Source organism: Variovorax sp. ZS18.2.2 (assembly GCF_024701975.1).
GTDB lineage: Bacteria > Pseudomonadota > Gammaproteobacteria > Burkholderiales > Burkholderiaceae_C > Variovorax.
On the sequence record NZ_JANLNM010000001.1, the window covers coordinates 1820618 to 1846752 of the forward strand.

A 26135-nucleotide genomic window follows, 5' to 3' on the forward strand; every position below is an offset into this window, starting at 1 on the left:
CTCCGCCGGCACTAGCGCAGGCGCGAGAGACGCTCGCGGCCTGCCTGTGCGGCTTCGGACTGCGGATAGGCCTTGGCCAGGTCTTCCAGCGTGCGGCGTGCCGAGCGCGTGTCCTTCAACTCGATCTGGCAGTTCGCGATCGACAGCACGGCCTCGGGGGCCTTGGCGTGATCGGGCGCGAGCGAGAGCATGGAGCGGAAGTTCGCGATGGCCTCGTTGTAGTTGCGCGTGGCGTACTGCGCATTGCCGAGCCAGAACAGCGCCGAGGCGTTGTAGCCGCTTTGCGGGTAGCGCTTGACGAATTCGGCGAAGGCGGTTTGCGACTGCGCGAACTGGCCGGCACGGAAGATGCCGAGCGCAGCCTCGAAGTCGGCCTTTTCCTTGGGATCGGCGTTGAACTCGCGGCCGTCGACCGTCACCTTGGACGGCTCGTTCTGCTTGAGCTTGTCGTCGATGGTGGTCTGGCGCGACTGCATTTCGCTCAGCGTGCGCGTGAGCTGCTCGTTCTGGCCCGTCATGCGCGCCAGGTCGCCACGCATCTGCTCGATCTGGTTCTGCAGGTCGAGCAGGCTGCGGCGCAACTGGCCGTTTTCGTCGGTCAGCCGTTGGTCGGTCTGCTGGCGCATGGCCTCGACACGCTGGCGCAGGTCGAGGATGGCCTTGCGGGCCTCGTCATCCTCGAACAACGCGGCCTGCGATCCCATCGAGACGCAAAGCAGGGCGGCAGCCAGCGCCGCGCCCCGCAGCAAGGCGCGTGGCATCACCGGGTGTAGCGGATTTCAGCGCGGCGGTTCTGTGCCCACGCCTCTTCGCCGCCACCCTGGACGGCCGGCTTTTCCTTGCCAAAGCTCACGGCTTCGATCTGGCCGTCGTTCACGCCCAGCAGGGTCAGTGCACGACGAACGGCTTCGGCGCGCTTCTGGCCGAGGGCCAGGTTGTACTCACGGCCACCGCGCTCATCGGTATGACCTTCGATCGAGATGCGACGCTGCGGCGCGCTCTTCAAGAAGCGGGCGTGGCCGTCGATGATCGACTGGAACTCGGGCTTGACCGTGTAGCTGTCGTAGTCGAAGTACACGATGCGCGCCACGCCGACCGGGCCTTGTGCCGTGGCTGCGCTCTGGTCGGCGTTGACCGGAGTCACCGTGCTGGCGCCGCCGCCTGGCTGGGCCGTGGTACCGCGGCCGTCGGTGACGGGCGTTTCGTTGAGCTTCGTGCCCGACGAGCAGCCAGCGATGAGAGCCACGATGGCCAGCGAATAAATTGTGCGTTTCAACATTACGAACTCCTCAAATAAACCTGATCATTGCTTTTGAAACGGACCCCAGTCCGGTTCCCTGATGTCTCCCGCCTGTCCCGCCAGTCGTGCCTTTATTTTTCCGTCGAGCGTGGTCGTCATGAGGGCTTCGCGGCCTTGCAGGCGCGTGGCGTAGACGATCAGCTTGCTATTGGGGGCAAAACTAGGGCTCTCGTCGGCGGTGGTGTCGGTGATGGACGCAACGTTGCCGGACGCCAACTCCATCACCTGGAGTTTGAAGGCACCGCCGATGCGCGAGATGTAGGCCAACCACCGGCCATCGCCGCTGACGGACGGAGAAATGTTGTAGGTGCCGCTGAAGGTGACGCGGGTCGGGTTGCCGCCGCTGGCACTCATCTTGTAGATCTGGGGGGCGCCGCCGCGGTCGCTCACGAAGTAGATCGTGCCGCCGTCGGCCGAGTACACCGGCTCGGTGTCGATGCTTGCGCTCTGGGTCAGCCGGCGCGGTTCGCCGCCGCCGGCCGGGATCGTGTAGAGCTGCGAGCCGCCGTCGCGGCTGAGCGTGACGGCGAGCGAGCCGCCGTCCGGTGCCCAGGCCGGCGCACTGTTCGAACCCTTGAAGTTCGCCAGCAGGCGGCGCTGGCCGCTGGCCACGTTGTGCACGTAGACCACGGGCTTGCGCGATTCGAAGGACACATACGCCAGTTGCTGGCCGTTGGACGACCAGCACGGCGAGATGATCGGCTCTGGGCTCGCGAGCGCGGCCTGGGCGTTCTCGCCGTCTGCGTCGGCCACCCACAGCGAGTAGCGGCTGCCGCCCTTGGTGACGTAGGCGATGCGGGTCGAGAAGATGCCCTTCTCGCCGGTCAGCTTCTCATAGACAAAGTCGGCGATGCGGTGCGAGGCGAGGCGCAGGTCGCCCTGCGGCACGGTGTAGCTCTGGCCGCCGAGGTCCTGGCCCTTGACCACGTCCCACAGGCGAAACTTCACGTCGAAGCGACCGTCTGCGAGCCGGGTGACGCTGCCGACCACCAGCGAGTCAGCGGTGCGTTGGCGCCACAGCGACAGATCGGGGCGGGAGGCCTCGTCCAGCGCCTGGCCCGAGGCATCGACGCCGCGGAACTGGCCGCTGCGTTCCAGGTCGGCCTGAACGATGTCCGAGATCTTCTGGGGCGAGGAATCCTGGCCCTTGAACGGGACCAGCGCGATCGGCAATTGCGTCAGCCCGACGCCCGACACCTCGACCCGGAACTGGGCCAGCGCAGGAAGCATGGGGGTGGCAGCAAGGGCCGCAATGAGGGTGCGGCGTGCAAATAGCGATGAAGAAGGAGTTGGGATAGGAGCTGGCAACGGCTTGTTCATGCGGTTCGGAGAGGTTTTCGGACAAAAAGTTTCTGCCCGACGCAAGGGGCCACATGTTACACACTGGCCCGGTGTCCCCGTCACAAAACGTTTATCCGTCGGTGCGGTCCTACACGACTCTTGCGAAAAGCCAGCCTCGGGGTGACCCGTAGAATCCGCCGCCATGCAAGCATCCCCTGGCAGCGAGACCGCGCGCCCTCCCCTGATGCGCCGTCTGGCGCGCCTGATGACCTGGTTCGGCAGCTCGCGCAAATGGTGGGCCGTGGGCCTCTCAGGGGCCATGCTGGCGGCGATCACCGAGCCGCTGATGGCCGCTCTTCTGAAGCCGTTGCTCGACCGCGGCTTCACCCGCGGCGAGATGCCGCTGTGGTTCGTGCCCGCCGCTGTGCTGGCGCTGTTCGCCGTGCGCGGCATCGCGCAATTCATCTCTCAATATGCCCTGTCGCGCATCGCCAACGAAGGCATGCAGAAGCTGCGCCGGGTGCTGTTCGAACGCCTGCTCGGCGCCGAGCTTGCCCTCTTCACGCGCCAATCGGCGAGCGCTCTGTCGAACACGGTGGTGTACGAAGTGCAGACCGGCGCGATGCTGCTGGTGCAGGCGCTGCTCGGGCTCTCGCGCGACGGCTTCACGCTGATCGCGCTGCTGGGCTACCTGGTCTACCTGAACTGGAAGCTGACGCTGATCGTCGCCTTCCTGGTGCCGAGCATCTCCTGGATCATGAAGGTGTTCTCCAAGCGCCTTTACAAGCTCACCCAGCAGGGCCAGCAGGCGACCGACGAGCTGGCCTACGTGGTCGAGGAGAACGTGCTGGCCCACCGCGTCGTCCGCCTGCACGGCGCCGAGCAGGCGCAGGAGCGCCGCTTCGAGCAACTGAGCCAGCGCCTGAACCGCCTGGCCGTGAAGTCCACCATCGCACAGGCTGCCACTACGCCGCTCACGCAGATGATGGCTTCGCTCGCGCTGTCGATCGTGGTGATGATCGCGCTCTGGCAAAGCGGCAAGCAGGGCTTTACCGTGGGTGGATTCGTCGCTTACATCACGGCCATGCTGATGCTGATCGCACCGATCCGGCGCCTGGCCGAAGTGGCCGGCCCGATCACACGCGGGCTCGCCGCGCTCGAACGCGGCCTGATCCTGGTCGATGAGGTCGCGCCCGAATCGCAAGGCAGCTTCGAGCTCGCGCATGCCGATGGTCATATCGAACTGCGCAACGTGCAGGTCAGCTACCGCGGCGACGACGAACAGCGCGCGCTCGACGGCGTGAGCCTGATCATCCAACCTGGCCAGGTGGTGGCTTTCGTCGGGCCTTCGGGATCGGGCAAGACCACGCTGGTCAACCTGCTGCCGCGCTTCGTGCAGCCCAGCGGCGGGCAGGTGCTGCTCGATGGCCACGACACCAGCGAGTGGCAGTTGAAGAGCCTGCGCGCGCAGTTCGCGATGGTGAGCCAGGACGTGGTCATGCTCAACGACACGCTGGCGGCCAATGTGGCACTGGGCGCGGAGATCGACCGCGAGCGCGTCAACGAATGCCTGGTCGCCGCCAACCTGAGCGCCCACGTCGACAACCTGCCGCAGGGCATGGACACGGTGCTGGGCCACAACGCCACGCAACTCTCTGGCGGCCAGCGCCAGCGTCTCGCCATCGCGCGTGCGCTCTACAAGAACGCGCCCGTGCTGCTGCTCGACGAGGCCACCTCGGCGCTCGACACCGAATCGGAACGGCTGGTGCAGGATGCCCTGCAACGCCTGATGCAGAACCGCACCACGCTGATCGTGGCCCACCGGCTCTCGACCATCCAGCATGCAGACCGCATCATCGTGATGGAGCAAGGCCGCATTGCCGAGCAAGGCAGCCATGCGCAGTTGATGGTGCTCGATGGGCTCTATGCGCGTTTGCAGACGCTGGCGGTGCGCAGCGCCACGCCGGGGCAAGACCCGACGCTCTGAGCCGCTCGCTCAGAGCAGCACGATGTCGTACTGGCCCTGCCCGATGGCGGGCTCGGACTGCAGCGAAATCGGCTTGCCGATGAAGTCGCTCAACCCCGCCAGGTGCTGGCTTTCCTCGTCGAGGAAGAGCTCGATCACCTGCGGCGACGAAACGATGCGGAACTCGCGCGGCGTGAATTGCCGCGCCTCGCGCAGGATCTCCCGCATCACGTCATAAGCCACGCTGCGCGCCGTCTTCACGATGCCCTGCCCGCCGCAGGCGGCGCACGGTTCGCACAGCATGTGGGCCAGCGATTCGCGCGTGCGCTTGCGCGTCATCTCGACCAGACCGAGCTGCGAGAAGCCGCCGGCCGTGGTCTTGACACGGTCCCGCGCCAGTTGCTTGCGGAACTCGGCCAGCACCTGCTCGCGGTGGTCGTCGCGCCCCATGTCGATGAAGTCGACGATGATGATTCCACCCAGGTTGCGCAGCCGCAGTTGCCGTGCAATTGCCTGCGCCGCTTCGAGATTCGTCTTGAAGATCGTGTCATCGAAATTGCGCGCGCCGACAAAGCCACCGGTGTTCACATCCACCGTGGTCAACGCCTCGGTCTGGTCGACCACAAGGTAGCCGCCCGACTTGAGCTCCACGCGCCGGCCCAGCGCCTTGGCAATTTCCTCATCCACCGAATACAGGTCGAAGATCGGCCGCTCGCCCTTGTAATGCTGCAGCTTGCCAGCCGCCTGCGGCATGAATTCGAGGCCGAACTTCAGCAGCACTTCGAACTGTTCGCGCGAGTCGATGCGGATGGTCTGCGTGTCTTCGCTGGTCATGTCGCGCAGCACGCGCTGCAGCAGGCTCAGGTCCTGGTGCAGCAGCGACATCGCGGGCAGCTTGCTCGACGCATCGCGGATGCGCGACCAGGTCTTGCGCAGGTAGCCGATGTCTTCGGCCAGTTCGGCATCGGACGAGTCTTCGCCGTTGGTGCGCAGGATGAAGCCGCCGGTGTTGGCCGGCACCACGCCGCCGCTCTCGGCCGCCGCAGCCGCCTCGATCAGCGTCAGCATGCGCGTGCGCAGCGACTCGCGCTGCTCCGAAGGAATCTTCTGCGACACGCCGATGTGGTTGTCCTGTGGCAGGAACACCAGCAGCCGTCCGGCAATGCTGATCTGCGTCGACAGCCGCGCGCCCTTGGTGCCGATCGGGTCCTTGATCACCTGCACCAGCAGCGACTGCCCTTCGAACACCTGCTTCTCGATCGGCACCATCGGGCCGCCATTGCGGTGGTCGCGCTCGGGCGCCGGCGCGCTAGGCCGCGAGCCCGGCGTGAACGGCGCGACGATGTCGGCCACATGCAGGAAGGCCGTGCGCTCCAGGCCGATGTCGATGAACGCCGACTGCATGCCCGGCAGCACGCGCGAAACCTTGCCCAGGTAGATGTTGCCGACCAGCCCGCGCTCCAGCGTGCGTTCGACGTGCAGTTCTTGCACCGCGCCGTGCTCGACCAGCGCCACACGGGTCTCTTGCGGGGACCAGTTGATCAGGATGTCTTGCATGGAATTCTTAGGTTTTGAAACCGGCGCTGCGAAGCAGCTGCGCGGTCTCGAACATCGGGAGTCCCATGATGCCCGAATAGGACCCGCTGATGTGCTCGATGAAAGCAGCCGCGGCTCCTTGGATCGCATAGGCGCCGGCCTTGCCCAGCGGCTCGCCGCTGGCGGCATAGCTGGCGATCTGCTTCTTCGTGATCGCGGCGAAGCGCACGCGCGACACGCTGAGCGCCGCATGGCGGCGTCGGCCGTGCTGCAGCGCGACGGCGGTCAGCACGCGGTGGGTGCTGCCGGACAGCAGCGCGAGCATGCGCTCCGCATCGCGCGCGTCTTCGGGTTTGCCGAGGATGGTGCGGCCGAGCGCGACCGTGGTGTCTGCGCAGAGCACGGGTGCGTCGGCGAGGCCGAGGCGCTTGCGTCGCGCGACGGCTGCATCGAGCTTGAGGGCGGTCACGCGTTGCACATAAGCCGTCGGCGACTCGTTGGGTAGCACTACTTCGAGCGATTCGGCGTCTTCGTCAGGCGTGGCCAGCAGCAACTCGTGGCGAACCCCGAGCTGGCCGAGCAGTTGGGCGCGACGCGGGCTTTGCGATGCGAGGTAGATGAAGTCGGGCAAGTTCAAGGCTCCGTGAAGTTCCAGACCAGTCCATGCGGCAAGCGCGCGGGTCCAAACAGAAAGTGAAGGACGCGCCGACGGACGGGCGTCCGGGCGCGAGAAGAAGCGTGCAGCAGCAACGGGCGCATGGCGAGGGCATCGCCGCGCGCGGCGGTACACGTCACTTCGCCATGAAGATCGCGCAAGGCTCGCGCCTCCGCATCACCGAGCCGGCCCGCACGATGACTGCCTGGCACCACGCGCAAGGGTCCCGCGTCGACGCCGCAATCGTCCAGATGCACGCGCACGGCGAGCAACGATTCCAGGACGTCAACCGGCGGCTGGACATAGGGCTCGCCTTCCTTGATGGAAACAGGCAGCGCCGCGTCGGGCGGACTCGCCGATACGGGAATGGATGTGTCCTGGTGCAGCGCGACCAGCCAGTTCCTATCGGCGGTCTTGTCGAACAGGGTGCATTGCACGGCCACCGATGCGGGGTTCAACAAGTCGGCTTCGACGAGCCGCGCCTTGAGTTGCGCTGCCATGTTTCGGCACTGCGGCTGCGTCAGCAGGTTGCGGCTGCCGACTGCGCCTTGCAGCCACGGCTCCAGCGATTCCGCAACCTCGTCCAGGTGCCCGGCCTGCAGCAGCGCAGGCAGCAGCCGGTAGCCCGCCTCATCGAGCAAGGCGACGGGCCCGGTCATTCCCGGTGGTACGGATGGCCCGCGTTGACCGACCACGCCCGGTACAGCTGCTCGACCAGCAGCACCCGCGCCATCGCATGCGGCAGGGTCAGGTCCGAGAGGCGGATGCGTTCGTGCGCTGCAGCCTTGAAGGCGGGGTCGAGACCATCGGGGCCGCCGATGACAAGGGCCACATCATCGCCCTCGCCCTGCCAGGCCTGCAGGCGCGCCGCGAGTGCCTTCGTGGTGAGTGCGGTGCCACGCTCGTCGAGTGCGACGATCCGCATGCCGCGGGCAATGGCGCCTTCGATGCGTTCGCGTTCGGCGGCGTAGAGCGTCTCCAATGACTTGGAGCCGCGGGGTTCGGTCTTGACGGCGCGCAACTCGAGCTTGAGCTCGGGCGGGAAGCGCTTGGCGTAGTCGTCCCAGGCAGTCTGCGCCCAATCGGGCATGCGCTGCCCGACGGCGACCACCAGCAGCTTCATGCGCGGCGGGCTGGCGCCTTCTTGGCAGGCGCCTTCTTTGCTGCTGGCCTGGCCGCAGTCTTCTTCGCGGCGGGCTTGCCGATCACCTTGACAGGCGTGCGCGCGGTGGCCGAGGTCTTCTTGGCGGGCGCCTTCCTGGCGGCCGTCTTTCTTGCAGGCGACCTGCGAGCCTTCTCTTCCCTGGCTTCCTGCTCGGCAGCCTTGACCGCTGTCTTGGCGGCGCTCGCACGGCGCAGCGATGGCTCCTTGGCGGCGGGCTTTTTCTTCTTCTCGCCCACGTCTTCCGTGCTCGACGAGGTGCTGGCGGCAGGCTTGGCACCGCCGAGCTTGGCGCGCACCGGCTTGTCGCCCCAGATCTCTTCGAGGTGGTAGTACTGGCGGATGGCGGGCTGCATGATGTGCGCGACGGCCGCGCCGCAGTCCACGATGATCCACTCGCCGTTGTCCTCGCCCTCGATGCGCGGCTTGCCGAAGCCGGCCTCGCGCACCGCGTCGCGCACGCTGGCGGCGAGCGCCTTGGTCTGGCGGTTCGAAGTGCCCGACGCAATGATCACACGCTCGAACAGCGGCGAGAGATGCTCTGTGTCGAATACCTGGATGTCCTGCGCCTTGACGTCTTCGAGTCCATCGATGATGGCTCGCTGGAGTTTCTGGGTGTCTTTCTTGGCGGCGGCTTCAGTGGTCATCAGGCAGAGCGGTAGAGGTGGTGTTGGTCAATATAGCGTGCAACCGTGGGCGGAACCAGCGAGGAAATGTCCACGCCCAGTGCAGCGCGCCGCCGAATCTCGGTGGCGCTGGTGTCCATGGCAGGCAGTTCTAGCGCCTCGAAACGCGCGCCAGCCGGAAGGTTGGGCAGCATGTTCGGATCAAAACGGGCAGTGCCGCCCGTCGATAGTGCGCGATACGCTACAGAAACTATAGCAATGCCGAGTATAGCCTGCCAGCCGTGCCAGCTCGGCAACGCGCTCGCCTGGTCGGCGCCCATGATCAAAACCAGTTGAGCGCCGGGCTGCTCTTTCTGCAACTCGTGCAGGGTGTCCAGCGTGTAGGTCGGGCCGTCGCGCAATACTTCGCGGCTGTCGATGACGACCTTGCCCTTCAAGTCGCCGAAGGCCAGCCGCGTCATCGCGAGGCGGTCTTCCTTCGAGGTGAGCGTGCGGCTCTTGTGCCACGCCTGCCCTGTCGGAATGACATGAAGCTCGGCCAGGTCGAGTTGCGCCAATGCGGCTTCGGCCAGCGCAACGTGGGCGTTGTGCGGCGGATCGAAAGCGCCGCCGAAGACGCCGATGCGCGGGGCCTTGCCGGAAGAATTCACAACCAGTCGCGCCGCGGGAGGAAGTCGCTGTACAGCGCGGCTTCGGGACTGCCGGGTTCGGGCTGCTGGCGATAGGCCCAGCTTGCGAGCGGTGGCATCGACAGCAGGATCGATTCGGTGCGCCCCCCCGACTGCAGTCCGAAATGCGTGCCGCGGTCCCACACGAGGTTGAACTCGACGTAGCGGCCGCGCCGGTACAGCTGGAACTCGCGCTCGCGCTCGTCGTAATGCGTGTGGCGGCGACGTTCGACCAGGGGCAGGTAAGCCGGCAAGAAGGCATCGCCGACCGATCGGATCAGCGAGAAACTGTTCTCGAAACCGCCCTCGGCAAAGTCATCGAAGAAGATGCCGCCAATGCCGCGCTGCTCGTTGCGGTGCTTGAGGAAGAAATATTCGTCGCACCAGGTCTTGAAGCGCGGGTACTTGTCGTCGCCGAAGGGCGCCAGCGCATCGCGGCACACGGTGTGGAAGTGCACCGCGTCCTCCTCGAAGCCGTAGCACGGCGTCAGGTCCATGCCGCCGCCGAACCAGCAGACGGGCTCGCCACCCTCGGGCAGAGCCGCCAGCATCCGCACATTCATGTGGACGATCGGCACGTACGGATTGCGTGGATGGAACACCAGCGAGACGCCCATCGCCTCGAAAGGCGCCCCCGCGAGTTCCGGCCGGTTCTGCGTCGCCGAAGGCGGCAGCCTGGACCCGCGCACCTGCGAGAAGCCACAGCCCGCGCGCTCGAACAGCGCCCCGCCTTCGAGGATGCAGGTGAGGCCATTGCCCTGCAGCTGCTCGCCCGGCGCCTTGTGCCAGGCATCGTGCAGGCAAGTGCCGCCGTCGGCCTTCTCGACCGCCGCGATGATCGACTGCTGCAGTCCGCGCAGGTAGCTGCCGACTGCCGCGGGGTTCGTCTGCTGCATCAGGCTTGGGGGGTGTTGCGCGCATGCACTGCGCGGAATCCGATGTCCTTGCGATATTGCGCGCCGTCGAAACGCACGCGCGCCGAGACTTCGTAAGCCCGCTGCTGCGCGAGCTTCACGCTGTCGGCCAGGACGGTCACGCAGAGCACGCGACCGCCGCTGGTCTTGAGTTCGCCGTCCTGCATCGTCGTGCCGGCGTGGAACACCACGGCATCGGGCGCCTCGGGCGGAATGCCGGTGATGCGGTCGCCCTTGCGCGGCGAGAGCGGGTAGCCGTGCGCCGCCATCACCACGCCAAGCGCAACGCGGCGGTCCCATTGCAACTCGACCTGGTCCAGCGTGCCATCGGTGGCATGCCAGAACACTTCGAACAGGTCGGACTTGAGCCGCATCATGATCGGCTGCGTTTCGGGGTCGCCCATGCGGCAGTTGAATTCGAGCGTCTTGGGGTGACCAGCCGCGTCGATCATCAAGCCGGCGTAGAGGAAGCCGGTGTACGGGATGCCGTCCTTTTCCATGCCGCGGATGGTCGGCAGGATGATCTCGCGCATCGCGCGCGCATGCACCTCGGCCGTGACCACTGGTGCGGGCGAATACGCGCCCATGCCGCCGGTGTTGGGGCCTTCGTCGCCGTCGAGCAGGCGCTTGTGGTCCTGGCTGGTGGCGAGCGCGGTGACGTTCTTGCCGTCGCACAGCACGATGAAGCTGGCTTCTTCGCCCTGCAGGAATTCCTCGATGACCACGCGCGCGCCGCCGTCGTTGTGAGACACGCCGAACTTGTTGTCGACCAGCATGAAGTCGACGGCTTCGTGCGCTTCTTCGGCGGTCATGGCCACGACCACGCCTTTGCCGGCCGCCAGGCCATCGGCCTTGACGACGATCGGTGCACCCTTGGCATCGATGTAGGCATGCGCTGCCGCAGCATCGGTGAAGGCCTCGTATTCAGCCGTCGGGATCTTGTGGCGCTTCATGAACGCCTTGGAGAACGCCTTGGAGCTCTCCAGCTGCGCGGCTGCCTGCGTCGGGCCGAAGATGCGCAGCCCGTGCGCGCGGAATTCATCGACCACGCCCGCGGCGAGCGGCGCCTCGGGGCCGACCACGGTCAGCGAGATCTTTTCCTTGATGGCCCACTCGCGCAGCGCGGCGGGCTCAGTGATGTCGATGCAGTCGTAGCGCTCGTCGCTCACGGTGCCGCCGTTGCCCGGCGCCACGTACACGCGGCTGACACGGTTGGCCTGTGCCAGTCGCCATGCCAAGGCGTGTTCACGGCCCCCTCCACCAATAACCAGTACCTTCATTCGTGGGCCTTCTTCATTCGCTGTGGATCAATGTGCTTCATTCGGAGAGCGATGCGTTGTGATAGACGGCCTGCACGTCGTCCAGGTCCTCCAGCACGTCGAGCAACTTCTGCATCTTGGCGGCATCTTCGCCCGCGACCTCGATCGGGTTTTCGGCGCGCATGGTGACCTCGGCGGCGTCGGGTGCAAGGCCGGCGGCTTCGAGCGCGTTTTTCACGGCTTCGAAATCGCCGACGGCGGTGATCACCTCGATGGCGCCGTCGTCATCGGTGACGACATCTTCGGCACCCGCTTCGAGCGCCACTTCCATCACCTTGTCTTCATTGGTGCCGGGCGCGAAGATGATCTGGCCGCAGTGCTTGAACTGGAAGGCCACCGAGCCTTCGGTGCCCATGTTGCCGCCGTGCTTGGAGAAGGCGTGGCGCACTTCGGCCACGGTGCGCACGCGGTTGTCGGTCATGGTGTCGACGATGATCGCCGCGCCGCCGATGCCGTACCCCTCGTAACGAATTTCCTCGTAGTTGACGCCTTCGAGGTTGCCGGTGGCCTTGTCGATGTTGCGCTTGACCGTGTCGATCGGCAGGTTGACCGCCTTGGCTTTTTCGACCGCCAGCCGCAGCCGCGGGTTGGCGCTCAGGTCGCCGCCGCCGGCGCGGGCGGCCACGGTGATTTCACGGATGGCGCGGGTCCAGAGCTTGCCGCGCTTCTCGTCCTGGCGGCCCTTCCGGTGCTGAATGTTCGCCCATTTGCTGTGTCCGGCCATGGCTTTCTATCTCGCTGTCTTGTGTTTTCAAAGCAAGGTGCGAGTTTACTGTCCGGCGCACACAACGCCCGCCGGCGCCCCGGAATTCGGACCGGGGCTTTTGGCGATAATCTTTCGATGACGCCATCGCCTACCGTCGGAACCGGGAATCCCGACACCCTCGCGCCTCACGCGCCCCTTCCGCTGTATTACAACAATGAGGTAGAGCACCAGGCATTTCTTCGCCGCATCTTCGACAGCACCGCGGCGGACTACGACCGCATCGAGGCGGTCCTGGCATTCGGCACCGGCCCTTCGTACCGTCGCGCTGCACTGCAGCAAGCCGGCCTCGTCGCCGGCGCACAGGTGCTCGACGTGGGCATCGGCACCGGCCTCGTGGCGCGCGAGGCACTCAAGATCATCGGCCCCACGGGGAAACTCACCGGCGTTGACCCCAGCGCCGGCATGATGGAACAGGTCAAGCTGCCCGGCGTCGAACTGCTGGAAGGCGTGGCCGAAGCAATTCCCCGCCCCGATGCCAGCGCCGATTTCGTGAGCATGGGCTACGCGATGCGCCACATCAGCGACGTGGCCGCCGCCTTCAGCGAATTCCACCGCGTGCTGCGGCCGGGCGGGCGCGTGATCGTGCTCGAAATCACCAAGCCCGAAGGCCGCATCGCGACGGCGCTGCTCAAGGGCTACATGCGCGCCGTGGTGCCGCTGATCGCCCGCGTGGTCGGCCGCCAGCGCAACACCTCCGAACTGTGGCGCTACTACTGGGACACCATCGAAGCCTGCATTCCGCCCGAGCGGGTGATGCAGGCCCTGGGCGATGCGGGCTTTACCGAGGTGTGCCGCCACCCGAGCCTGGGCGTCTTTTCTTCCTACACCGCCCGCAAACCAGAACAGACCGCCGAGGCCGCTTGACAGTGCGAGTTCAGGACGACATCTCTTCTTCCCATCTGCGTGTCGAGCGCCTTTCGCTGGCGAACAGCCTGGCGCTGGCCGCGAACGGCAAGGCGCCCTTCGCCGCGCTGGGCTACGGCACGCCGCACAGCGTGGCATGGATGCCGACCGTCAATGCGCGCGTGCTGTCGTCGCACGGCGCCATGGCCGACGTATGGCATGTGACGGGCACGCACATCGAGTCGGGCACCACCGGCATCGCGCGCTGGCGCACCGACGGCCACTGGCTGCTGGGCGCCATCGACCTCGATGAAGCCGCCGAGAAGCAGGGCCTCGCCGAACTCGCGCACCGCGCCTACCGCGATCTCTTCAAGACGCTCGAGCAGGCCGGCACGCCGCACCTGCAGCGCATCTGGAACTACCTGCCGCAGATCAACGCCGACGGCGGCGGGCTCGAGCGCTATCGCCAATTCAATCTCGGCCGGCAGGAGGCCTTCTTCGAAGCCGGGCGCGCCGCGTTTGAGGGCGCGCCGGCCGCGTGCGCGCTGGGCATCCACCAGGGCATGCTGTCGATCCGTTTCCTTGCGGGCCAGGCGGCACCGCTGCCGGTCGAGAACCCGCGGCAGGTCTCGGCCTACCGCTATCCCGAAACCTACGGGCCGCGCTCGCCGACCTTCTCGCGCGCCGCGCTCTCGGACATCGGCGACGGCCACATCGCGCTCTTCATCTCCGGCACCGCGAGCATCGTCGGGCACGAGACACAGCACCACGGCGACGTGCAGGAGCAGGCGCGCGAAACGCTGCGCAACCTGGGCGCCGTGATCGCCGCCGCCAACGAGCGCGTCACCGCGACCTTCTCGCTGGCCGGGCTGGATTGCGTGGTGTACGTGCGCCACCCGTCTGACACCGACGCGGTGCGCGGCGTGATCGAAAGCGCGCTCGGTGCCGACGCCCCGATGGTGCGTCATGCGGTCTACCTGGAAGCCGACATCTGCCGCAGCGATCTGCTGGTCGAGATCGAGGCCCACACGGTCGCGGCCGGCCGGCTGCAAGCGGATGCAGCCGGCCGGCTGCGGGCCTGAGCGGCTCGCGCGACCGACCGGGGCCGACCATTCCTTCCGCCATGATGACCCGCGTGCTGCGCATTCTCTGGGCGATCCCGCTCGCGCTGATGCTCTACGCGCTGCTGCTGTTCCTCGGCCTGATCTCCCTGGTCTGGAACTTCGTCGCGATGCTGCTCTATCCGGTGATGCCGGTGGGGCCCGCGCGCACGCTGGGCCGGACGACGATCGCCTTCGCCTACCGCATGTTCTGGTGGCTCGCCTCGGTGACCGGCATGATGCGCATCGACGCCACCTGCCTCGACCCGATGCGCAACGAGCCCGGCGTGATCTTCGTGGCCAACCATCCGACGATGCTTGATGCGCTGCTGCTGGTGGCACGCCTGCCGCGCAGCGCCTGCATCATGAAGGCCGACCTGCTGCGCAACATCTTCCTCGGCGCGGGTGCCCGGCTCGCGCGCTACATCAGCAACGAATCGGCGCGCATGATGGTGCGGCTGGCGGTGGACGACCTGCGCAGCGGCGGCCAGCTGGTGATCTTTCCCGAGGGCACGCGTACGGTGACGCCGCCGCTCAATGCGTTCCGTCCCGGCGTGACGCTGATCGCCAAGCTGGCGCAGGCGCCGATCCAGACGGTGTTCATCGACACCGATTCGCCTTACCTCAGCAAGGGCTGGCCGCTGTGGCGCGTGCCGCCGCTGCCGATCGTCTTCACCCTGCGGCTGGGCCAGCGCTTTTCGCCGACGTCCGACAGCGACATCCTGCAGGCCGACCTGGAACAATACTTCCGCCAAAACATGGAGCAGCGCGCAACCGACGCGTCCCCCGAATGCCAGACGCCTCGCGCACCCACCTTGTCCTGATCCCCAGCTACAACGCGGGCGAACGCCTGTTCTCGACCGTCGAGGGCGCGCGGGCGCAATGGAACCCGGTGTGGGTGGTCGTAGACGGCAGCGACGACGGCACGGGCGAGCGCCTGCAGCAGATGGCGGCCGGCGATCCGGGCTTGCGCGTGTGGGTGCTCCCGCAGAACCAGGGCAAGGGCGCGGCCGTGCTGCACGGGTTGCGCATGGCGAAGGACGCCGGGTTCACGCATGCCCTCACGATGGATTCCGATGGGCAGCATCCCGCGGACCTGATCCCCTCCTTCATGCAGGCCTCGCTCGCCCGGCCCGAGACGATGGTGCTCGGCCGCCCCGTGTTCGACGCCAGCGCGCCGCTGTTGCGGGTGCGCGGACGGCGAGTGTCGAACGGGTGGACGCAGCTAGAGACGCTGTTCGCGGGGATCGGTGATTCGCTCTACGGCTTTCGCGTGTACCCGGTCGCCGACCTGATCGCGGTGATGGCGCGCCAGCCATGGATGCGTCGCTTCGACTTCGATACCGAAGCGGTCGTGCGCCTCGCCTGGCGCGGCGTCAAGCCCGTGAACATCGATGCGCCGGTGAAGTACCTGACGGCCGAGGAAGGCGGGGTTTCACACTTTCGGTACGGGCGCGACAACGTGCTGCTGACCTGGATGCACGCCCGGTTGATGGTCGAGTTCGTCTTGCGGCTGCCCGCGTTGATTTTCCGCAAGCTACGCGGGGCGCCGCCCTTTCAGGACTGACCGGCCGCCGCCCCGCCCAGCGCCTTGTAGAGCGTCATCGTCGCGTTGAGCTGGTTCATGCGGTTGAGCGCCAGCGAAACCTCCGCCGAACGACGCCTGTCTTTGGCATCGAGCACGGGCTGCAACGCGGTTGCACCGGCGCGGTAGCGCACTTCGGACAAGGTCTCCGCGCGTTGCGCCTGCTGCAGCGCCACGACCAGCTTTTCGCTTTCGTCGCGCAACTGCGTTCGCGATGACAAGGAGTTCTCCACCTCCGACAGCGCCGTGTAGAGCGACTGGCGGAAGCCGAGCACGGCTTCCTCGTACTGCGTCTGCGACACGGCCACGGTCAAACGCGCCGTGTTCCATTGAAGAAAAGGCAACGCCAGCCCGGCGCCGAGCGTGGCGACCGGGTTCTCCAGCAGCTCACCCAGCGCAGTGCTCGTCGTGCCGAGCGAGCCGGTCAGGCTCAGCGTCGGATAGAAGCTGGTCCGCGTCGCATCGACATTCGCCAGCGCGCCGCGCAGGCGCTGCTCGGCGGCACGGAGATCAGGCCGACGGCCCAGCAGGCTCGCGGGCAGGCCGGCGTCGATCGCGGGCAGATCGATGTTGGGCAGCTGCGACGGCTCCTGCGCCGCGGTTTCCGGTGGCCGGTCGAACAGGATCGCCAGCGCATTGCGCGCCTCGACGCGCTGTTGCAGCAGTTGCGTGTGCGCCGCTTCCTGGCTCGCGAGGTTCTGGCCGGCTTGCGCAACGTCGAGCCCCGACACGGCGCCTGCCTTGTACTTGGCACGCACCAACGCGAGGATGCGACGTGCGTCCTCCATGCCCGCTTCGCTCAGCGCGATCCGCTGGTTCAGGTAGCCCACTTGCCAGTAGAGCCCCGCGGTGGTGCCCGCCAGCGAGAGCGCCGTGGCCTGCCGGTCCGACTCGGTGGCTTTCAGCTCCCAGTCGGCCGCATTGCGCTGCGCCGCCAGCCGGCCCCACAGGTCGAGCTCGTAGCTCAGCGTCACCAGCGACGTTGAACTCGACCCGGCCACGCCGCCGCGCTTGAGGTCATAGCTGCGACCGGTACTGGCCTGCCCCACCACGCTGGGCGTGAGATTGGTGTTCGCGAGCCCCGCCTGCAACTGCGCGCGCTGCACGCGAATGCCGGCCGCGGCGAGGTTGTTGTTGGTGCGCAATGCATCGTCGATCAGCGCATCGAGCTGTGGATCGTTGAATGCGCTCCACCATCGGGCCGGGAACGCCGCGGCCGCACTCGGCGTGCCGGGCTGCGGTTGCTGCCACGCCTGTGGCACTTCGAGCGGCCGCTGCTCGCGCCGCTCGGGCTGGAACAGCGTGCAGCCGCCCAGCGCCATCGCCACGGCGAGCGAACCCAGGGCCAGACGCGCGCTACTCACGGGCCAAAGCCTCGATCGGGTCGAGCCGCGCCGCATTGCGCGCTGGCAGGTAGCCGAACAGCACGCCGATCAGCGACGCGCAAAGAAATGCCGACACCACGGCCCCCATCGAAAAGATCATTTGCCATTGCGTCACGAACAACGAAAACAGAAAGCTGATGCCGTACGACAGCACCACGCCGATGAACCCACCCACGAGGCACACGAGCACCGCCTCGGTCAAAAACTGCTGCAGCACGTCGCTCTGCCGCGCGCCCACGGCCATGCGAATGCCGATCTCGCGGGTGCGCTCGGTCACCGACACCAGCATGATGTTCATCACCCCGATGCCGCCCACCACCAGCGAGATCACCGCAATCAGCGACAGCAGCAGCGTGAGCGACTGGCTCGTGCGTTCGGCCGTCTTCACGATGCTGTCCATGTTGAAGGTGAAGAAATCCTTGGCGCCATGGCGCATCGTGAGCAGCCGCACGATGCTGTCCTCGGCCGCCTTGGTCGGCTGGTCGTCGCGGATGCGCACGGTGATGCCGTCGAAGTGCTGCTGCCCGAAGAGGCGGCTCGCACCGGTGCTGTAGGGCAGCCAGATGTTGAGCGACTTGTTCTCGCCGAACACGCTCTTCTTTTCCTGCGCCACGCCGATCACGGTGCACGGCAGGTTGCCCACCAGGATCACCTTGCCGACCGGCCCGGTGCCATCGGGAAAGAGCTTGCGCCGCGTGTTCTGGTCGATCACCACCACCTGCGACTGGTGGCGCACGTCCTCGGCGGTGAAGGCCGCGCCGCTCGCCATCTGGATGTCGCGCACGCGAAAGAAAGCGTCGCTCACGCCGTTCACGTTGCCGTTGACGTCGGCGCTGCGGTAGCGCAGGCGCAGGCTCCGCATGGTGGCGGGCGTCACGCTGTGCACATAGGGCTGCGCGGCGATGGCCTGCAGGTCGGGCGGCGTCAGCGTGCGGATGCTCGCGGCCTTGTCATCGCCGAAATCGCGGCCCGGGTAGACGTCGAGCGTGTTGGTGCCGATGGCGCGGATGTCCGACAGCACGAAGCGCTTGGCGCCCTCCCCGATGGCCACGATCGACACCACCGAGGTGATGCCGATGACGATGCCCAGCATGGTGAGCGCCGTGCGCATCCGGTGCGCCATCATCGAGCGCCAGGCCATGCGGAAGGCTTCGGCGAAGCGGGCCCAGCCGGTGCTGAAGCGCGCAATGCCGAGCTTGGGCCTGGTCATTGCGGGGGGTGTCGACGCATCGGCGCCGACCGCCTGCGAAGGCGCCGCGACGGTCGGCACATTGGGCCGGTCGCCCACGATCACGCCGTCGGCGATCTCGATGATGCGTTCGGTGCAGCTCGCCACCTGCATGTCGTGCGTCACGATGATGATCGTGTGCCCCTGCACATGCAGTTCCCGCAGGATGCCGATGACCTCTTGGCCACTCTTGCTGTCGAGCGCGCCGGTCGGCTCGTCGGCCAGGATGACCTGGCCGCCGTTCATCAGCGCACGCGCAATGCTCACCCGCTGTTGCTGGCCGCCCGAGAGCTGGCTCGGCCGGTGCTCGGTGCGGTCTTCGAGGCCCAGGCGCGCGAGCAGCTGCCGTGCCCGCGCATCGCGCGCGGCACCTTCGGTGCCGGCATACACCGCGGGCACCTCGACGTTGCCGGTGGCCGTCAGGTGCTGCATCAGGTGGTAGCGCTGGAAGATGAAGCCGAAGTGCTCGCGCCGCAGTTGGGCGAGCGCATCGCTGTCGAGCGTGCCCACGTCCTGGCCCGAGACGGTGTAGGTGCCGGTGCTCGGCCGGTCGAGGCAGCCGAGGATGTTCATCAGCGTCGACTTGCCCGAGCCCGAGGCGCCGACGATGGCCAGCATTTCCCCGTTGCCGATGTCCAGGTCGACATCTTTCAGCACCTGCACTTCCTGCTCGCCCGAGGGAAAGCTGCGGCCGATGCCTCGCAGCTTCAGCAGCGGCTCGGTCACTGGCGCTTTCCTCTGTTGTTGCCGCCGCCTTCGCCGCTGCTTGCCGGGTCGAGCGCCGAGGCATCGCCCGTGATGACGGTGTCGCCGTCTTTCAGCCCCTCGAGCACCTGCGCCTGAAAGTTGTTGCTGATGCCCACGCGCACCTGGCGCTTTTCCACGCTCTGGTCGGGCTTGAGCACGCGCACCTCCTGGCGGCCGTCCTTGTCGCGCGCGCCGAGCGCGGTGAGCGGCACGGTCAGCGCCTGCTTGGCCTCGCCGAGCATGATGGCCACCTGCGCCGTCATGTCGACGCGCAGCGTGCGGTCGGGGTTGGGCACATCGAACAGCGCATTGAAGAACACCGCGTTGTTGATCTTCTCGGGCGACGGCTGCACCGCGCGCAGCGTGCCGTAGTAGCGCTTGTCGGGGTCGCCGAGGATGGTGAAGTACACCGGCTGCCCCGGCTTCACGCGCACCACGTCGGCCTCGGAGACCTGCGCCTTCACCGTCATGGTCGACAGGTCGGCCAGCTTCATCAGCGTGGGCACCTGGAAGGCCGCCACCACGGTCTGGCCTTCGAGCGTGCTGATGGAGACCACGTCGCCGTCGATGGGCGCGACGATGCGGGTGTACGAGAGGTTGGTCTGCGCGGAGGCCAGGGCCAGCCGCTGCTGGCGAATCTGCGCTTCCAGCGAGATGCCATCGGCACGCAGCGCGCGCAGTTCGGCGTCGGCGCTTTCCATGTCCTGCTTCGCGGCCGCGTCCTGCGCGAGCATTTCCTGCTGCCGGGTCCAGGTGAGCTGGGCCTGCTTGATCCGCACTTCCTTCGCGAGCTTCTGCGCCTGCAAGTTGTCGAGCTTGGCCTGCTCCTGCGCAAAGGTGTTCTGCGAGATGACGGGGTCGATCTCGGCGAGCCAGTCGCCCTTCTTCACCGTCTGCCCCAGCACCACCTTCAGCGACTTGAGCTGGCCGCTGACCTGGGCACCCACCTCCACCTGCCTGAGCGCCTGCAGCACGCCGGTGGCAAGCACCGCGTTCTCGAGGTCGGTGCGCTGCACGGTGGCGGTGAGGTATTCGGTTTTCTTGGCCGGGCTCAGCCAGAAGAAGGCGATGACGGCCAGGACGACGAGGGCTGCAATACCGAGAAGGACTTTGCGCGATCGTCGCGGGGGGGTGTTAGGCATGCAATGAGGTGAAAGTGGAACACGCTGCGGAAAAGGAGCGAATCGATCCTAGCCCCGCTTTCTGAAGGCCAGCTAAAGAGGGAGTTCCCTCGAAGGGCTACTTCATGCCATTGTTGCCGTTGGAGCGGCATGAAAAACGGCGTGGCTCGCCGCCCCTTTCAGGGCAGCGAGCCACGCCGTTTCGGATGCAAAGAAGAGTTCAGCGCGCGGTGCGGCGGCGCAGGAGCAGCGTGATCAGCAGCAGCGAGAGAACCACGAACGCGACGAACGACCAGTTCGCCAGCGTCAGGCCGAACAGCGACCAGTCGACCTTGGAGCAGTCGCCGCCGCCACGGAAGATCAGCGGCAACGCCCGCTTGAGCGGGAAGGTCTCGATCATCCCGTACAGGTCGCGCCCGCAGGACACGACTTCGGGCGGATACCACTGCAGCCAGCTCTGCGAGGCCGCCGTGTAGGCGCCGCCCACCGCCGACACCAGCGCCAGCACTCCGCCCGTCACCTGCAACGGGCGGCTGCGGAAGATGGCGGCCAGCCCCGTAAAGATGGCCACCAGCACCAGCGCATACCGCTGCACGATGCACATGGGACAGGGTTCGAGCCCCACCACGTGCTGCAGATACAGCCCGAAGGCCAGCATGAGGACACAGGCCAGGCAGATCAGCCCGAGCGCGCGGCGCGGCGCGCCGAAGTACCAATCGATCAAGGAGACACCCAATCTTCTTCTACGAACACCCTGGCCTTGCGCGGATTGGCGACGACGGTGTCGCCTTCCTTCAAGCCCAGGTCGCGGAACTGTTGCGCAGGGAGTTGCGCCTCGATGATGGTTCCGGAGCCCGGATTATCTGGATTCGATTCGGTGGGCTCAAGTTCCAGCCGCGCGATGGGTCCGACCACGATCGCGCGCGACAGCGTGGCGACGATGCCGGCAGCGCCCGACACGTAGCGTGTCACATCCAGGTCATGTGGGCGAACGTAGGCCATGGCCTTGGCGTCGCGGGCGCCGCTGTGCTCGGGCGAATCCAGGCGCATGCCATCCAGTTGCACCTGGCCGTTGTCGGCGCGGCCGTGGAACAGGTTCACGTCGCCCAGGAACCCGTAGACGAAAGGGCTCGCGGGCTTGTCCCACACGTCCTGCGGCGAGCCGACCTGTTCGATCTGGCCCTTGTTGATGACCACCACGCGGTCGGCCACTTCGAGCGCTTCTTCCTGGTCGTGCGTGACGAAGATCGAGGTGACGTGCAGCTCGTCGTGCAGCCTGCGCAGCCAGCGGCGCAGTTCCTTGCGCACCTTGGCGTCGAGCGCGCCGAAGGGCTCGTCGAGCAGCAGCACCTTGGGTTCCACCGCGAGCGCACGGGCGAGCGCGATGCGCTGGCGCTGGCCGCCCGAGAGCTGCGACGGGTAGCGGTCGGCCAGCCAGTCAAGCTGCACCAGCTTGAGCAGGTCGGTCACCTTGGCCTTGATCTGCGCGTCGCTCGGGCGCTCCTTGCGTGGCTTCACGCGCAGGCCGAAGGCGACGTTCTCGAACACGGTCATGTGGCGGAACAGCGCGTAGTGCTGGAACACGAAGCCCACCTGGCGTTCGCGCACATGCACGTCGGTGGTGTCCTCGCCCGAGAACAGGATGCTGCCGGTGTCGGCCGTCTCCAGCCCCGCGATGATGCGCAGCAGCGTGGTCTTGCCGCAGCCCGAAGGGCCGAGCAGCGCGACGAGCTCGCCCGACTCCACGTCGAGGTTCACGTTGCGCAGCGCGCGGAAGTCGCCGAACTGCTTGCTGATGTTGCGGATTTCGATGCTCATGATCTTCTCTGTTCTTTCTCTCTCAGGCCGCCGTGGCTTCCGGCGGGCGCTCGGGGGGCAGCTCGGCGATGGCCTTCATCTCGCGCTCATGGCGCCACTCGATCACCGACTTGATCACCAGCGTGACCAGCGCCAGGATCGCCAGCAGCGAGGCCACGGCGAAGGCGGCCACCGACTGGTATTCGTTGTAGAGCACTTCCACATGCAGCGGCATGGTGTTGGTCTGGCCGCGGATGTGGCCCGACACCACCGACACCGCGCCGAACTCACCCATGGCGCGCGCGTTGCACAGGATCACGCCGTACAGCAAACCCCACTTGATGTTGGGCAGCGTCACGCGCCAGAAGGTCTGCCAGCCGGTCGCACCGAGCACGATGGCGGCCTGCTCCTCGTCGGTGCCCTGCGCCTGCATCAGCGGAATCAGTTCGCGCGCGATGAACGGAAAGGTCACGAACACGGTCGCCAGCACGATGCCGGGCACGGCGAAGATGATCTTGATGTCGTGCTCGGACAACCACGGGCCGAGCCAGCCCTGTGCGCCGAACACCAGCACGTAGATCAGGCCCGCCACCACCGGCGACACCGCGAACGGCAGGTCGATCAGCGTGGTGAGAAAGGCCTTGCCGCGGAATTCGAACTTGGCGACGGCCCAGGCCGCGGCCACGCCGAACACGAGGTTCATCGGCACCGTGATGGCGGCCGTGATCAGCGTGAGACGGATGGCGCTCCAGGCATCGGGCTCCTTCAGCGCTTCGAAGTAGGCCGAGACTCCCTTGCGCAGCGCTTCTGCAGCCACGGCCGCCAGCGGCAGCACGAGGAACAGGAACATGAACGCGAGCGCGATACCGATCAGCGTCCAGCGCACCCAGGGCGCTTCGGTGGTGCCGGCCTGTGCGCGGCGAATGACTTTGGAAGGTGCGCTCATGTCAGGCCCCCGCGCGGCGGCGTTGCCAGGCTTGCAGGCCGTTGATGACCAGCAGCAGCAGGAACGAAATGACCAGCATCACCAGCGCGACTGCGGTGGCGCCCGCGTAGTCGTACTGCTCCAGCTTGCCGATGATGATGAGCGGCGTGATCTCCGAGATCATCGGCATGTTGCCGGCGATGAAGATCACCGAGCCGTACTCGCCGATGGCGCGCGCGAAGGCCATGGCAAAGCCGGTGAGCAGCGCAGGACCGATGGAAGGCAGGATCACCTTCGTGAAGGTCTGCAACCGCGTCGCACCGAGCGAAGTGGCGGCTTCTTCGAGTTCCTTCTCGGCGTCTTCCAGCACCGGCTGCACCGTGCGCACCACGAACGGCAGCCCAATGAAGATCAGCGCAATCACGATGCCCGCCGGCGTGAAAGCCAGCTTGATGCCGTGCGGCTCGAGCAGTTGCCCGATCCAGCCGTTGCCCGCGAGCAGTGCCGTGAGCGAGATGCCGGCCACGGCCGTGGGCAGCGCGAACGGCAGATCGACCAGCGCGTCGACGATGCGCTTGCCCGGAAACTTGTAGCGCACCAGCACCCACGCCACCAGCAGGCCGAACACCGCGTTCACCAGCGCCGCGAGCAGCGAGGCGCCGAAGGTCAGCCGGTACGAGGCCATCACGCGCGGTGCGGTCACGGCCACCCAGAACTGCTCCCAGGTCAGCGTGAAGGTCTTGAAGACCAGTGCCGACAGCGGGATCAGCACGATCAGGCTCAGATAAAGAATGGAGAAGCCGAGCGTGATGTGAAAGCCCGGCAGCACCCGCCTGGAGCCACTCGCCCGGTTCGCACGCGAAAGCGGCGCTCCCGCGGACGGGAGCGCCGAAGAAACTGCGCCGCTCATTTACTTTGCGCCAGGGGTGTACAGCTTGTCGAACTGACCGCCGTCGTTGAAGTGCACCTTCTGCGCTTCGCCGAGGCTGCCGAACAGTTCCTGCACCGTGAAGAGCTGCAGCGGCTTGAAGGTTGCGGCGTACTTCTTGAGCACGGTCTGCGAGCGCGGACGCAGCGCGTGCTTGGCGGCGATTTCCTGCGCTTCTTCGGAATAGAGCCAGTCGAGGTAGGCCTTGGCGAGCTCGCCCGTGCCCTTCTTGGCGACGGTGCGCTCGACCACGGCGACCGGGTTCTCGGCCACGATGCTGATCGACGGGTAGACCGCATCGACCTTGCCGGTGCCGAATTCGCGGTCGATGGAGACCACTTCCGATTCGAAGGTGATCAGCGCATCGCCGATGTTGCGTTGCAGGAAGGCGGTGGTGGCGTCGCGGCCGCCGCGTGCCAGCACCGGCGTGTTCTTGAAGAGCTTGCCCACGAATTCGGCGGCCTGCGCATCGGTGCCGCCCTTCTTCTTGATGTAGCCCCAGGCGGCGAGGTAGGCATAGCGGCCGTTGCCACCGGTCTTGGGGTTGACGATCACGACCTGGATGCCGGGCTTGACCAGGTCGTCCCAGTCCTTGATGCCCTTGGGGTTGCCGTTGCGCACGAGGAACAGCATGGTCGAGGTGGTCGGCGATGCGTTGTCGGGGAATTTCTTGGTCCAGTCCTTCGCGACCACGCCGGCGTTGGCGAGGAAGTCGATGTCGGTCGAGGTGTTCATGGTCACCACATCGGCGTCGAGGCCGTCGGCCACCGAACGCGCCTGTGCGCTGGAGCCGCCGTGCGACTGGTCGACCTTCACGTCCTTGCCCGTGGCCTTCTTGTAGTTCGCCACGAAGGCTGCGTTGTAGTCCTTGTAGAACTCGCGGGCCACGTCGTACGAGGCGTTCAGCAGCGTGGTGCCTTGGGCGAAGGCGCTGCTGCCGGCGAGTGCGGAGGACGCCAGCGCGAGCACGGCGACGAAGGTCTTGATTCTGGAAGTCATGTGGTTGCCAAGGTTTCTGAAAAATCACGGCCCGCCGACCAGGCAGCGGGCTCGTCGGTCAACGATTGCAGCAAGGCCAGGCCGAGCGGCCAGTCTCCATGCCCCGAATCGATGTTGATGTGGCCCGCATTCTGCATGCGCACGAACTCGCTGCCCCAGGCCCGCGAATATGCACCTGCTAGGCGGATCGGGCAGTAGGGGTCGTTGCTGCTGGCCACCACGATGCTGCGGTACGGCAGCGTCGCGTAGGGCACGGGCGCGAAGTCGGAGAGCACGGCGCGGCGCTCGGGGTCGGCCGGGGCCACCAGCAGTGCGCCCTGGATGCGGGCGGCGGCTTCGGGCGGCAGGTGCGCCGTGGCGATGCAGCCCAGGCTGTGGGCTGCGATCACCACCGGGCCGGGCGTCTCGAGCACCAGCCTGGCGAGCGCGGGCACCCAGGCGTCGCGCTTGGGCGAGGCCCAGTCGTCCTGCACCACCCGCGCGGCGCCCGGAATGCGCTCTTCCCACAGGCTCTGCCAATGGCCGGGCCCGGAATCGCGCCAACCAGGGACGATGACGACGCGCGTTTGCATCTGCGAATGCCGCCTGTGCCGCTTACTTGTTGGGCTGCGGCGTAATGCGCAGGTAGGGCTTCACGGCCTTGAAGCCCTTGGGGAAGCGCTCGGCCAGTTCGGCCGGGTCCTGGATGCTGGGGACGATGACCACGTCGTCGCCGTCCTTCCAGTTCACGGGAGTGGCGACCTTGTGGCTGTCGGTGAGCTGCAGCGAGTCGATGACGCGCAGGATCTCGTCGAAGTTGCGGCCGGTCGATGCCGGGTAGGTGATGGTGGTGCGGATCACCTTCTTCGGATCGATGATGAACACGCTGCGAACGGTGGCCGTGGCCGAGGCGTTCGGGTGGATCAGGTCGTACAGGTCGGCCACCTTGCGGTCGGCGTCCGCAATGATCGGGAAGTTGACCGTGGTGTTCTGCGTTTCGTTGATGTCGCCGATCCATTCCTTGTGCTTGGTGGCCGGGTCAACGCTCAATGCGATGGGCTTGACGCCGCGCTTGGCGAATTCGCCCGACAGCGCCGCGGTCTTGCCCAGTTCGGTGGTGCACACGGGCGTGAAGTCGGCCGGGTGCGAGAAGAACACGATCCACGAATTGCCGGCCCATTCATAGAAGTCGAGGGGGCCTTCGCTGGAGTCCTGGGTGAAATTGGGGGCGGTATCGCCGAGTCGCAGAGTAGCCATGGTCGCTCCTGGATGGATGGGAGCTTCGGATTGTGCGAACCCCGGCAA

General features: G+C 66.7%; 27 protein-coding genes. 5 read left to right on the top strand and 22 right to left on the bottom strand.

Annotation, left to right across the window (positions count from 1 at the left end; all coding sequences use genetic code 11):
• Nucleotides 1–11: 11 nt before the first annotated feature.
• From ybgF to tolB, 3 genes are read right to left on the bottom strand one after another with little or no spacing between them, the layout of a single operon-like run.
• Entirely contained in the window at nt 12–761 is a 750-nt protein-coding gene (gene ybgF, locus NU688_RS08525; RefSeq protein ID WP_257860101.1) for a tol-pal system protein YbgF, read from the bottom strand.
• Entirely contained in the window at nt 761–1279 is a 519-nt protein-coding gene (gene pal / locus NU688_RS08530) for a peptidoglycan-associated lipoprotein Pal (protein WP_257860102.1), read from the bottom strand. Before pal ends, ybgF begins: the two co-directional genes overlap by 1 nt.
• A 24-nt stretch (nt 1280–1303) precedes the next feature.
• Nucleotides 1304–2530, bottom strand: a complete 1227-nt coding sequence (gene tolB / locus NU688_RS08535; RefSeq protein WP_257860103.1) for a Tol-Pal system beta propeller repeat protein TolB — start codon at nt 2528–2530, stop codon at nt 1304–1306.
• A 253-nt stretch (nt 2531–2783) separates the two neighbouring features.
• Between tolB and msbA the strand changes: the two genes are divergently transcribed.
• Entirely contained in the window at nt 2784–4568 is a 1785-nt protein-coding gene (msbA, locus tag NU688_RS08540) for a lipid A export permease/ATP-binding protein MsbA (RefSeq protein WP_257860104.1), read from the top strand.
• 9 nt (nt 4569–4577) lie between these two features.
• Here the strand turns inward: msbA and rng are convergent, their stop codons facing one another.
• The 9 genes from rng to NU688_RS08585 are packed head-to-tail and all read right to left on the bottom strand — an operon-like array spanning nt 4578 to nt 12151.
• Complete coding sequence (gene rng, locus NU688_RS08545) at nt 4578–6104, bottom strand: ribonuclease G (protein WP_257860105.1); 1527 nt, start codon at nt 6102–6104, stop codon at nt 4578–4580.
• A gap of 7 nt (nt 6105–6111) precedes the next feature.
• The gene (locus tag NU688_RS08550; RefSeq protein WP_257860106.1) at nt 6112–6714 is read right to left on the bottom strand and encodes a nucleoside triphosphate pyrophosphatase; all 603 of its coding nucleotides are present in this window, start codon (nt 6712–6714) and stop codon (nt 6112–6114) included.
• A 2-nt stretch (nt 6715–6716) separates the two neighbouring features.
• Nucleotides 6717–7397 (bottom strand): phytanoyl-CoA dioxygenase family protein, encoded by a 681-nt coding sequence (locus NU688_RS08555; protein ID WP_257860107.1) that lies wholly within the window; start codon nt 7395–7397, stop codon nt 6717–6719.
• Nucleotides 7394–7861 carry a 23S rRNA (pseudouridine(1915)-N(3))-methyltransferase RlmH gene (gene rlmH / locus NU688_RS08560; protein ID WP_042579728.1) on the bottom strand — a complete coding sequence of 156 codons (468 nt, stop codon included), beginning with the start codon at nt 7859–7861 and terminating at the stop codon, nt 7394–7396. Before rlmH ends, NU688_RS08555 begins: the two co-directional genes overlap by 4 nt.
• Entirely contained in the window at nt 7858–8547 is a 690-nt protein-coding gene (gene rsfS / locus NU688_RS08565; protein WP_257860108.1) for a ribosome silencing factor, read from the bottom strand. Before rsfS ends, rlmH begins: the two co-directional genes overlap by 4 nt.
• Nucleotides 8547–9176 carry a nicotinate (nicotinamide) nucleotide adenylyltransferase gene (gene nadD, locus NU688_RS08570; protein WP_257860109.1) on the bottom strand — a complete coding sequence of 210 codons (630 nt, stop codon included), beginning with the start codon at nt 9174–9176 and terminating at the stop codon, nt 8547–8549. Before nadD ends, rsfS begins: the two co-directional genes overlap by 1 nt.
• Nucleotides 9173–10090, bottom strand: a complete 918-nt coding sequence (gene hemF, locus NU688_RS08575; protein ID WP_257860110.1) for an oxygen-dependent coproporphyrinogen oxidase — start codon at nt 10088–10090, stop codon at nt 9173–9175. The genes nadD and hemF overlap by 4 nt, the downstream gene beginning before the upstream one ends.
• The gene (gene purD / locus NU688_RS08580) at nt 10090–11388 is read right to left on the bottom strand and encodes a phosphoribosylamine--glycine ligase (RefSeq protein ID WP_257860111.1); all 1299 of its coding nucleotides are present in this window, start codon (nt 11386–11388) and stop codon (nt 10090–10092) included. Before purD ends, hemF begins: the two co-directional genes overlap by 1 nt.
• 37 nt (nt 11389–11425) lie before the next feature.
• Nucleotides 11426–12151: a YebC/PmpR family DNA-binding transcriptional regulator gene (locus NU688_RS08585; RefSeq protein ID WP_206173565.1), complete on the bottom strand. Its 726-nt coding sequence runs from the start codon at nt 12149–12151 to the stop codon at nt 11426–11428.
• 117 nt (nt 12152–12268) lie between these two features.
• On the opposite strand from NU688_RS08585, the gene NU688_RS08590 reads away from it, so the two are divergent.
• The 4 genes from NU688_RS08590 to NU688_RS08605 are packed head-to-tail and all read left to right on the top strand — an operon-like array spanning nt 12269 to nt 15703.
• The gene (locus tag NU688_RS08590; protein WP_257860112.1) at nt 12269–13057 is read left to right on the top strand and encodes a class I SAM-dependent methyltransferase; all 789 of its coding nucleotides are present in this window, start codon (nt 12269–12271) and stop codon (nt 13055–13057) included.
• Between the two features lie 2 nt (nt 13058–13059).
• Nucleotides 13060–14118 (top strand): hypothetical protein, encoded by a 1059-nt coding sequence (locus NU688_RS08595; RefSeq protein ID WP_257860545.1) that lies wholly within the window; start codon nt 13060–13062, stop codon nt 14116–14118.
• Between the two features lie 41 nt (nt 14119–14159).
• Nucleotides 14160–14960 carry a lysophospholipid acyltransferase family protein gene (locus NU688_RS08600; protein ID WP_257860113.1) on the top strand — a complete coding sequence of 267 codons (801 nt, stop codon included), beginning with the start codon at nt 14160–14162 and terminating at the stop codon, nt 14958–14960.
• Nucleotides 14927–15703, top strand: a complete 777-nt coding sequence (locus NU688_RS08605) for a glycosyltransferase family 2 protein (RefSeq protein WP_257860114.1) — start codon at nt 14927–14929, stop codon at nt 15701–15703. Before NU688_RS08600 ends, NU688_RS08605 begins: the two co-directional genes overlap by 34 nt.
• Here NU688_RS08605 and NU688_RS08610 read toward each other — a convergent pair.
• From NU688_RS08610 to NU688_RS08655, 10 genes are all read right to left on the bottom strand, one after another.
• On the bottom strand, nt 15694–17121 hold the full coding sequence (locus NU688_RS08610; RefSeq protein ID WP_374684626.1) for an efflux transporter outer membrane subunit: 1428 nt from the start codon (nt 17119–17121) through the stop codon (nt 15694–15696). The genes NU688_RS08605 and NU688_RS08610 overlap by 10 nt on opposite strands.
• Nucleotides 17078–19060 carry a macrolide ABC transporter ATP-binding protein/permease MacB gene (gene macB, locus NU688_RS08615; protein ID WP_257860116.1) on the bottom strand — a complete coding sequence of 661 codons (1983 nt, stop codon included), beginning with the start codon at nt 19058–19060 and terminating at the stop codon, nt 17078–17080. The genes NU688_RS08610 and macB overlap by 44 nt, the downstream gene beginning before the upstream one ends.
• The gene (gene macA / locus NU688_RS08620; protein ID WP_257860117.1) at nt 19057–20223 is read right to left on the bottom strand and encodes a macrolide transporter subunit MacA; all 1167 of its coding nucleotides are present in this window, start codon (nt 20221–20223) and stop codon (nt 19057–19059) included. The genes macB and macA overlap by 4 nt, the downstream gene beginning before the upstream one ends.
• 199 nt (nt 20224–20422) lie before the next feature.
• Nucleotides 20423–20926, bottom strand: coding sequence for a disulfide bond formation protein B (locus NU688_RS08625; RefSeq protein ID WP_257860118.1), 504 nt, complete (start codon nt 20924–20926; stop codon nt 20423–20425).
• Entirely contained in the window at nt 20923–22020 is a 1098-nt protein-coding gene (locus NU688_RS08630; RefSeq protein ID WP_257860119.1) for a sulfate/molybdate ABC transporter ATP-binding protein, read from the bottom strand. Before NU688_RS08630 ends, NU688_RS08625 begins: the two co-directional genes overlap by 4 nt.
• A 22-nt stretch (nt 22021–22042) precedes the next feature.
• Nucleotides 22043–22945: a sulfate ABC transporter permease subunit CysW gene (gene cysW, locus NU688_RS08635; RefSeq protein WP_257860120.1), complete on the bottom strand. Its 903-nt coding sequence runs from the start codon at nt 22943–22945 to the stop codon at nt 22043–22045.
• A gap of 1 nt (nt 22946) precedes the next feature.
• The gene (cysT, locus tag NU688_RS08640; protein ID WP_257860121.1) at nt 22947–23834 is read right to left on the bottom strand and encodes a sulfate ABC transporter permease subunit CysT; all 888 of its coding nucleotides are present in this window, start codon (nt 23832–23834) and stop codon (nt 22947–22949) included.
• Nucleotides 23835–24851 (bottom strand): sulfate ABC transporter substrate-binding protein, encoded by a 1017-nt coding sequence (locus tag NU688_RS08645; RefSeq protein WP_257860122.1) that lies wholly within the window; start codon nt 24849–24851, stop codon nt 23835–23837.
• A complete protein-coding gene (locus NU688_RS08650) occupies nt 24848–25423 on the bottom strand; it encodes an alpha/beta hydrolase (protein WP_257860123.1) in 576 nt (191 codons plus the stop codon). The genes NU688_RS08645 and NU688_RS08650 overlap by 4 nt, the downstream gene beginning before the upstream one ends.
• A gap of 22 nt (nt 25424–25445) precedes the next feature.
• Entirely contained in the window at nt 25446–26087 is a 642-nt protein-coding gene (locus tag NU688_RS08655; RefSeq protein ID WP_257860124.1) for a peroxiredoxin, read from the bottom strand.
• Nucleotides 26088–26135 lie beyond the last annotated feature (48 nt).